The organism is Enterobacter sp. 200527-13 (assembly GCF_027924865.1).
Lineage (GTDB): Bacteria > Pseudomonadota > Gammaproteobacteria > Enterobacterales > Enterobacteriaceae > Enterobacter > Enterobacter ludwigii.
The window spans coordinates 20,888-29,089 of sequence record NZ_BSCM01000016.1; the positions used below are offsets into that span (position 1 = coordinate 20,888).

The 8,202-nt window shown below is 51.3% G+C and carries 7 protein-coding genes and 1 pseudogene; all 8 read right to left on the bottom strand.

Going from position 1 to position 8,202, the window contains the following annotated elements; all coding sequences use genetic code 11:
- Window positions 1-4: 4 nt before the first annotated feature.
- Window positions 5-4,033, bottom strand: a complete 4,029-nt coding sequence (rpoB, locus tag QMG44_RS23770; RefSeq protein ID WP_020882980.1) for a DNA-directed RNA polymerase subunit beta — start codon at window positions 4,031-4,033, stop codon at window positions 5-7.
- Window positions 4,034-4,352: 319 nt separating this feature from the next.
- Window positions 4,353-4,718, bottom strand: a complete 366-nt coding sequence (gene rplL / locus QMG44_RS23775) for a 50S ribosomal protein L7/L12 (protein WP_014168154.1) — start codon at window positions 4,716-4,718, stop codon at window positions 4,353-4,355.
- Window positions 4,719-4,784: 66 nt separating this feature from the next.
- On the bottom strand, window positions 4,785-5,282 hold the full coding sequence (gene rplJ, locus QMG44_RS23780) for a 50S ribosomal protein L10 (protein WP_004097644.1): 498 nt from the start codon (window positions 5,280-5,282) through the stop codon (window positions 4,785-4,787).
- A 291-nt stretch (window positions 5,283-5,573) separates the two neighbouring features.
- Window positions 5,574-6,278: a 50S ribosomal protein L1 gene (gene rplA, locus QMG44_RS23785; RefSeq protein ID WP_006810530.1), complete on the bottom strand. Its 705-nt coding sequence runs from the start codon at window positions 6,276-6,278 to the stop codon at window positions 5,574-5,576.
- A gap of 3 nt (window positions 6,279-6,281) precedes the next feature.
- Entirely contained in the window at window positions 6,282-6,710 is a 429-nt protein-coding gene (gene rplK / locus QMG44_RS23790) for a 50S ribosomal protein L11 (protein ID WP_008808007.1), read from the bottom strand.
- A 155-nt stretch (window positions 6,711-6,865) separates the two neighbouring features.
- Window positions 6,866-7,411, bottom strand: coding sequence for a transcription termination/antitermination protein NusG (gene nusG, locus QMG44_RS23795; protein WP_003862341.1), 546 nt, complete (start codon window positions 7,409-7,411; stop codon window positions 6,866-6,868).
- A gap of 1 nt (window position 7,412) precedes the next feature.
- On the bottom strand, window positions 7,413-7,796 hold the full coding sequence (gene secE / locus QMG44_RS23800) for a preprotein translocase subunit SecE (RefSeq protein WP_003862342.1): 384 nt from the start codon (window positions 7,794-7,796) through the stop codon (window positions 7,413-7,415).
- A gap of 229 nt (window positions 7,797-8,025) precedes the next feature.
- Window positions 8,026-8,202 (bottom strand): annotated as a pseudogene (tuf, locus tag QMG44_RS23805) (elongation factor Tu); the annotation flags it as partial.

Sequence of the window (8,202 nt, forward strand, 5' to 3'; positions counted from 1 at the left end):
AGAATTACTCGTCTTCCAGTTCGATGTTGATACCCAGCGAACGAATCTCTTTCAACAGTACGTTGAAGGACTCTGGCATGCCCGGTTCCATCTGATGATTGCCGTCCACGATGTTTTTATACATCTTGGTACGACCGTTCACGTCATCAGACTTAACGGTGAGCATTTCCTGCAGGGTGTATGCTGCGCCGTATGCTTCCAGCGCCCACACTTCCATCTCCCCGAAGCGCTGACCACCGAACTGCGCCTTACCACCCAGCGGCTGCTGAGTAACCAGGCTGTAAGAACCGGTAGAACGAGCGTGCATCTTGTCGTCGACCAGGTGGTTCAGTTTCAGCATGTACATGTAACCTACGGTTACCGGACGCTCGAACTGTTCACCGGTACGGCCATCAAACAGCGTAATCTGACCAGACGTTGGCAGACCACCCAGTTGCAGCAGCTCTTTGATTTCAGCTTCTTTTGCACCGTCGAATACCGGCGTTGCAATCGGCATACCTTTGCGCAGGTTCTCTGCCAGACGCAGCACTTCTTCATCGCTGAAGGTGCTCAGGTCGACTTTCTGACGAACGTCGGTACCCAGATCGTAGGCACGCTGGATGAATTCGCGCAGTTTCGCGACTTCTTCCTGCTGTTTCAGCATGGCGTTGATCTTATCGCCGATACCTTTCGCAGCCATACCCAGGTGGGTTTCCAGAATCTGACCGATGTTCATACGAGACGGTACGCCCAGTGGGTTCAGTACGATATCTACCGGCGTACCGTTAGCATCGTGCGGCATATCTTCGATCGGGTTGATCTTAGAGATAACACCCTTGTTACCGTGACGACCTGCCATCTTATCACCAGGCTGGATCTGACGTTTAACAGCCAGATACACCTTAACAATCTTCAGCACGCCTGGTGCCAGATCGTCGCCCTGAGTGATTTTACGGCGTTTCGCTTCGAGTTTTTTCTCGAACTCGTGTTTCAGTTCGTCATACTGCTCAGCCAGCTGTTCCAGCTGATTTTGTTTCTCTTCGTCGGTCAGGCCCAGTTCCAGCCAGCGATCGCGTGGCAGTTTGTCGAGCTTCTCAGCTTCAACGCCACCGGCAACCAGCACCGCATAGATACGGCTGAACAGACCCGCTTCGAGGATCTGCAGTTCTTCAGACAGGTCTTTCTTAGCCTGTTTGAGCTGCATCTCTTCGATTTCCAGCGCACGCTTATCTTTTTCAACGCCGTCACGGGTGAAGACCTGAACATCGATAACTGTACCGGAAACACCGTTTGGTACGCGCAGAGAAGAGTCTTTAACGTCAGACGCTTTCTCACCGAAGATAGCACGCAGCAGTTTCTCTTCTGGCGTCAGCTGGGTTTCACCTTTCGGCGTTACCTTACCAACCAGAATGTCGCCGCCGGTCACTTCTGCACCGATGTAAACGATACCGGATTCATCCAGTTTGGAGAGCGCAGCTTCACCCACGTTAGGGATGTCAGCGGTGATCTCTTCTGGCCCCAGCTTGGTGTCACGGGACACACATGCCAGTTCCTGAATGTGGATGGTAGTGAAACGATCTTCCTGAACCACACGCTCGGAGACGAGGATGGAGTCTTCGAAGTTGTAACCGTTCCACGGCATGAACGCTACACGCATGTTCTGACCGAGCGCCAGTTCACCGAGGTCGGTGGACGGACCGTCTGCCAGCACGTCGCCGCGCTCAACGGGCTCACCCAGAGACACACAAGGCATCTGGTTGATACAGGTGTTCTGGTTAGAACGGGTGTATTTGGTCAGGTTATAAATGTCGATACCTGCTTCGCCCGGGTACATCTCGTCTTCGTTAACTTTGATAACGATACGGGAAGCATCCACGTACTGAACAGTACCGCCACGTTTAGCCACCGCAGTAACACCGGAGTCAACGGCAACAGCACGTTCCATACCGGTACCAACCAGCGGCTTATCAGCACGCAGAGTTGGAACGGCCTGACGTTGCATGTTCGCACCCATCAATGCACGGTTGGCGTCATCGTGTTCCAGGAACGGGATCAGGGACGCACCGACGGATACCACCTGCTGGGTGGATACGTCCATGTAGTCAACCTGGTCGCGGCTGAACAAGCTGGATTCGCCTTTGCTACGGCAGGTAACCAGATCTTCTACAAAGTGGCCTTCGTCATCCAGGTTGGAGTTCGCCTGAGCGATAACGTAGTTGCCTTCTTCGATAGCAGACAGGTAGTGAATTTCGTCAGTTACAACACCGTCGGTCACTTTACGGTACGGCGTCTCAAGGAAACCGTATTCGTTAGTCTGTGCGTACACGGACAGGGAGTTGATCAGACCGATGTTTGGACCTTCAGGCGTTTCGATTGGACATACGCGACCGTAGTGAGTCGGGTGTACGTCTCGAACTTCGAAGCCTGCACGTTCACGGGTCAGACCACCTGGGCCGAGTGCAGAGATACGACGTTTGTGCGTGATCTCAGACAGCGGGTTGTTCTGGTCCATGAACTGAGACAGCTGGCTGGAACCGAAGAACTCTTTCACTGCTGCAGAAATCGGCTTGGCGTTAATCATATCCTGAGGCATCAGGGTATCCAGATCGCCCAGAGACAGACGCTCTTTCACCGCACGCTCAACACGTACCAGGCCAACGCGGAACTGGTTTTCCGCCATTTCGCCTACGGAACGGATACGACGGTTGCCGAGGTGGTCGATATCGTCCACTTCGCCTTTGCCGTTACGGATATCGATGAGCTTCTTCATCACTTCGATGATGTCGTCTTTGCTCAGGATACCGGAACCTTCGATCTCATCACGCAGCAGAGAACGGTTGAACTTCATACGACCAACCGCGGACAGATCGTAGCGGTCTTCGGAGAAGAACAGGTTCTCGAACAGGCTTTCAGCCGCTTCGCGAGTTGGTGGTTCACCAGGGCGCATCATGCGGTAGATTTCTACCAGCGCGCTCAGACGATCGGTCGTTGGATCGACGCGGATAGTCTCAGAGATATAAGGACCGTGGTCCAGATCGTTGGTGAACAGCGTTTCGATGCGTTTGTGGCCAGACTGGCTCAGCTTAGCCAGCAGATCCAGGCTCAGCTCCATGTTCGCCGGGCAGATCAACTCGCCAGTTGATTCATCAACGTAATCTTTCGCGGCTACTTTTCCAGCAATGTATTCAACCGGAACTTCGATGAGTTTGATATCATCTTTTTCCAGCTGACGGATGTGGCGCGCGGTAATACGGCGGCCTTTTTCCACATACACTTTGCCGTCGGCTTCGATGTCGAACGACGCGGTCTCACCACGCAGACGCTCTGGCACCAGCTCCATCTGCAACTTGTTGTCGCGGATTTCAAAGATTACTTTCTCAAAGAACAGGTCCAGGATCTGTTCAGTGGTGTATTGCAGCGCACGCAAAATGATGGTCGCAGGCAGTTTACGACGACGGTCGATACGGACAAACAGGTTGTCTTTAGGATCGAACTCGAAGTCCAGCCAGGAACCACGGTAAGGAATGATACGCGCGTTATACAGTACTTTACCGGATGAGTGTGTTTTACCTTTATCGCTGTCGAAGAAGACACCCGGGCTACGATGCAGCTGGGAAACGATAACACGCTCAGTACCGTTGATGACGAAAGTACCGTTGTCTGTCATGAGTGGAATTTCACCCATGTAGACTTCTTGTTCTTTAATGTCTTTTACGGTGCCTTCTGGCGCTTCGCGCTCATAGATCACCAGACGCAGTTTTACGCGCAGCGGTGCGGAATAGGTCACGCCACGGATCTGACATTCCTGAACGTCAAACACCGGTTCGCCAAGGCGGTAGCTGACGTACTGCAGCTCGGAGTTACCGCTGTAGCTCTGAATCGGGAACACGGAACGGAAGGCTGCTTCCAGGCCGTACTGCCCTTCAGGATCTTGCTCGATAAACTTCTGGAACGAGTCAAGCTGGATAGAAAGGAGATATGGAATGTCCAGAACTTGTGGACGTTTACCAAAATCCTTACGAATACGTTTTTTCTCGGTATAGGAGTAAACCATAGGGTTCCTCAGCTCGCTGACAAGTCGACCCATCTGTCCGACGAAGGGACAGTTTGTGCAACACCATTTTGTGGACCGGAAAATTGAATACTTTCCGCAATACCTGTTGCTATCACGCTTAAATCATTTCGTCGCGATTTACACAGAGCGCGCACCCTGTCGCAATATATTAAGTCGTCGATAGAAACATGCATTGTCAGGACAACCAGTAGTCAAACAGTGTGAAATGCTACTGATGCCTTACAGCGCAAAAAGGCTGGTGACTAAAAAGTCACCAGCCATCAGCCTAATGACTTAGGCTGCAACCAGAAAAGTTGGCTTATTTAACTTCAACTTCAGCGCCAGCTTCTTCCAGAGATTTTTTCAGTGCTTCTGCGTCGTCTTTGCTCACGCCTTCTTTCAGCGCAGCTGGAGCAGCTTCTACCAGGTCTTTAGCTTCTTTCAGACCCAGGCCAGTTGCGCCACGTACTGCTTTGATAACAGCAACTTTGTTAGCGCCAGCAGCTTTCAGAATTACGTCGAATTCAGTTTTTTCTTCAGCAGCTTCAACCGGGCCAGCAGCTACAGCTACAGCAGCAGCAGCGGAAACACCGAATTTTTCTTCCATTGCAGAGATCAGTTCTACAACGTCCATTACGGACATAGCTGCAACTGCTTCAATGATTTGATCTTTAGTGATAGACATTTAAATTGTTCCTGAAAATCAGAATAAGTTTATACGTAAGCAAATGCTTTATAAAGATAACTGCGATTAAGCAGCTTCTTTTGCATCGCGAACAGCAGCCAGAGTGCGAACCAGTTTGCCAGCCGAAGCTTCTTTCATGGTTGCCATCAGGCGTGCAATTGCTTCTTCGTAGGTCGGCAGGGTTGCCAGGCGATCGATTTGCGATGCCGGGATCAACTCACCTTCAAAGGCTGCAGCTTTGACCTCAAATTTTGCATTCGCTTTCGCGAACTCTTTGAACAGACGAGCAGCAGCGCCCGGGTGTTCCATAGAGTATGCAATAAGGGTCGGACCAACAAACGTGTCTTTCAGGCACTCGAAAGGAGTACCTTCAACTACGCGACGCAGCAGGGTGTTACGAACAACACGCATGTATACGCCAGCTTCACGACCTGCTTTACGCAGTTCAGTCATTTTGTCTACAGTAACGCCACGGGAATCCGCAACTACTGCAGACAGCGCGCCTTTGGCTACTTCGCTGACTTCAGCAACAATCGCTTGTTTGTCTTGAAGATTTAAAGCCATTAGCTTTGCTCCTGGATGTTTGCCGGAACTCATGTTCCGGAACTCACTTCACTCTTCCCAACGGAAAGAGCGTCTTAATACGGTGAGCAGAAACAAGCCAGAGTATCCAAAAATAATCTTAGCGTTCTGTCACCGTCTACGCAGGGCATTAAGTTTCTTGCGAAACACCTGCGGTCTTCGACGGAGGCCTGGATTAGGCCAGGCTCCAACGAACAAATCTTTTAGCCGCTAACTTTTGTTAGCAAACGTGGGGGTAAGATTGTAGACAAAATCACCGCCCACGTAAAGGCATTAGTTTGCAGCAGCGCTCAGGCCAGCCTGGTCAACTGCAACACCTGCACCCATGGTGGTGGAGATGCTAACTTTCTTGATGTACACGCCTTTCGCCTGAGTTGGTTTTGCTTTTTTCAGCGCAACCAGCAGAGCTTCCAGGTTTTCTTTCAGTTTGTCAGCGTCAAAGTCCACTTTACCGATGGTGGTGTGGATGATGCCGTTTTTGTCGTTACGATAACGAACCTGACCTGCTTTAGCGTTCTTAACAGCTTCAGCAACGTTAGGGGTTACAGTACCCACTTTCGGGTTTGGCATCAGGCCGCGTGGACCCAGAACCTGGCCCAGCTGGCCAACAACGCGCATTGCATCTGGAGAAGCAATAACAACGTCAAAGTTCATTTCGCCTTTCTTGATCTGGTCAGCCAGATCTTCCATACCTACCAGTTCAGCGCCGGCAGCTTTAGCCGCTTCAGCGTTTGCACCCTGAGCAAATACAGCTACGCGTACGGAACGGCCAGTACCGTGTGGCAGTACAGTTGCACCACGAACGTTCTGATCAGATTTACGAGCATCGATGCCCAGGTTAACAGCAACGTCAACGCTTTCAACGAACTTAGCGGTAGCCAGTTCTTTCAGCAGAGCGATAGCTTCGTTGATGTCGTACTGTTTGGTCGCATCAACTTTGTCACGGATCACGGACATGCGCTTGGTCAGTTTAGCCATTTCTTAGTCCTCCACTACCAGGCCCATGGAACGTGCAGTACCTTCGATTGAGCGAGTCATCGCTTCAATGTCGGCACCAGTCATGTCGGCAGCTTTGGTCTGCGCGATTTCCTGCAGCTGAGCGCGGGAAATTTTACCCACTTTGTCTTTGTTCGGTTTACCTGAACCAGACTTAATGCCCGCCGCTTTCTTCAGCAGAACTGCTGCTGGAGGGGTTTTGGTAACGAAAGTGAAAGAACGGTCAGCGTATACAGTGATAACAACTGGGATTGGCAGACCTTTTTCCATGGATTCGGTTTTGGCGTTGAACGCTTTACAGAATTCCATGATGTTCACACCCTGCTGACCCAGAGCTGGACCAACTGGTGGACTTGGGTTCGCCATACCTGCTGCAACCTGCAGCTTGACGTAGGCTTGTACTTTCTTAGCCATTCTAAAATCCTCTGATTGGGTGATAACGCCTCAAGGAGGCTCCCCGTGAATAAAATCGTTTTACAGGCCGCAGCCCATAAAAACAAAAGGCGCGAAATTGTATTCCAATCTCGCGCCTTGTGCAACGATTAAATCGTCGCTTTTTTGATCGCTGCTTAGGCTTTTTCTACCTGGGCAAAGTCCAGTTCTACCGGGGTCGCACGACCGAAGATAGAAACGGACACTTTCAGGCGGGACTTTTCGTAGTCCACTTCTTCAACCACGCCATTAAAGTCAGCAAACGGACCGTCATTAACACGAACCATTTCACCCGGTTCAAACAGCGTTTTCGGACGCGGCTTATCACCCACCTGCTGCAGGCGGTTCATAATCGCATCAACTTCTTTGTCGCTGATTGGCGCCGGACGGTCAGACGTGCCGCCGATAAAGCCCATCACGCGCGGTACGCTGCGCACCAGGTGCCAGCTCGCGTCGTTCATAACCATCTGAACCAGCACGTAACCCGGGAAGAATTTACGCTCGCTTTTGCGACGTTGGCCGCCACGGATCTCGACCACTTCTTCGGTCGGAACCATAACTTCGCCAAATAACTCTTCCATGTTGTGTAATTTGATATGCTCACGCAGCGACGTTGCTACGCGGCCTTCAAAACCGGAAAACGCCTGAACGACGTACCAGCGCTTTTTAGGGGCTTCAGACATCTCAGAACCTCAGGCCAGTGATAAAGGATACCAGGCGAACCAGAATACCATCCAGTCCCCACAGGATCAGTGACATTACAGCGGTAACCGCCGCTACGATCAGCGTGGTGTGCAATGTTTCCTGGCGAGTCGGCCAAATTACCTTGCGGACTTCGGTACGCGCTTCGCGAGCAAAAGCGACAGTCGCTTTGCCTTTTGTCGTCAACAGCGCGACACCACCCGCTGCAGCAATCAGAATTACCACTGCAAGCGCGCGTAGCGGCAGCATCATGTCACGATAAAGGTAGTTGCCGACAATCGCTACAATCAGCAGCACGGCTACGACTACCCATTTCATCGCTTCCAGGCCGCGCCCGCTCCCTTGAGCTTCGGTATTCGCACTCATAAACCAACCTGTCAGAAGTATTCTACAAACATTTTCACCCCGCGATTGCGAGGCAAACCAAATCGAAATGCTAATTCGCTTTTCGGATTATACGCTCTCTGCAGAGCCTGTCTCAGCAATGATTATGACAAATTTAATCACTGATGAGCCAGGTTCTGATCTGAAAGCGTGCAAAAAGGGCATCAAATGATGCCCTTTTATTGCGCATTGCGTCAAATGTTATCAGCAATTAGCCGAGAACTTTAGCAACCACGCCCGCGCCAACGGTACGGCCACCTTCACGGATTGCGAAACGCAGACCGTCGTCCATCGCGATTGGGTGGATCAGCGTCACAACCATCTTGATGTTGTCGCCTGGCATTACCATCTCAACGCCTTCTGGCAGTTCGATGGTACCGGTCACGTC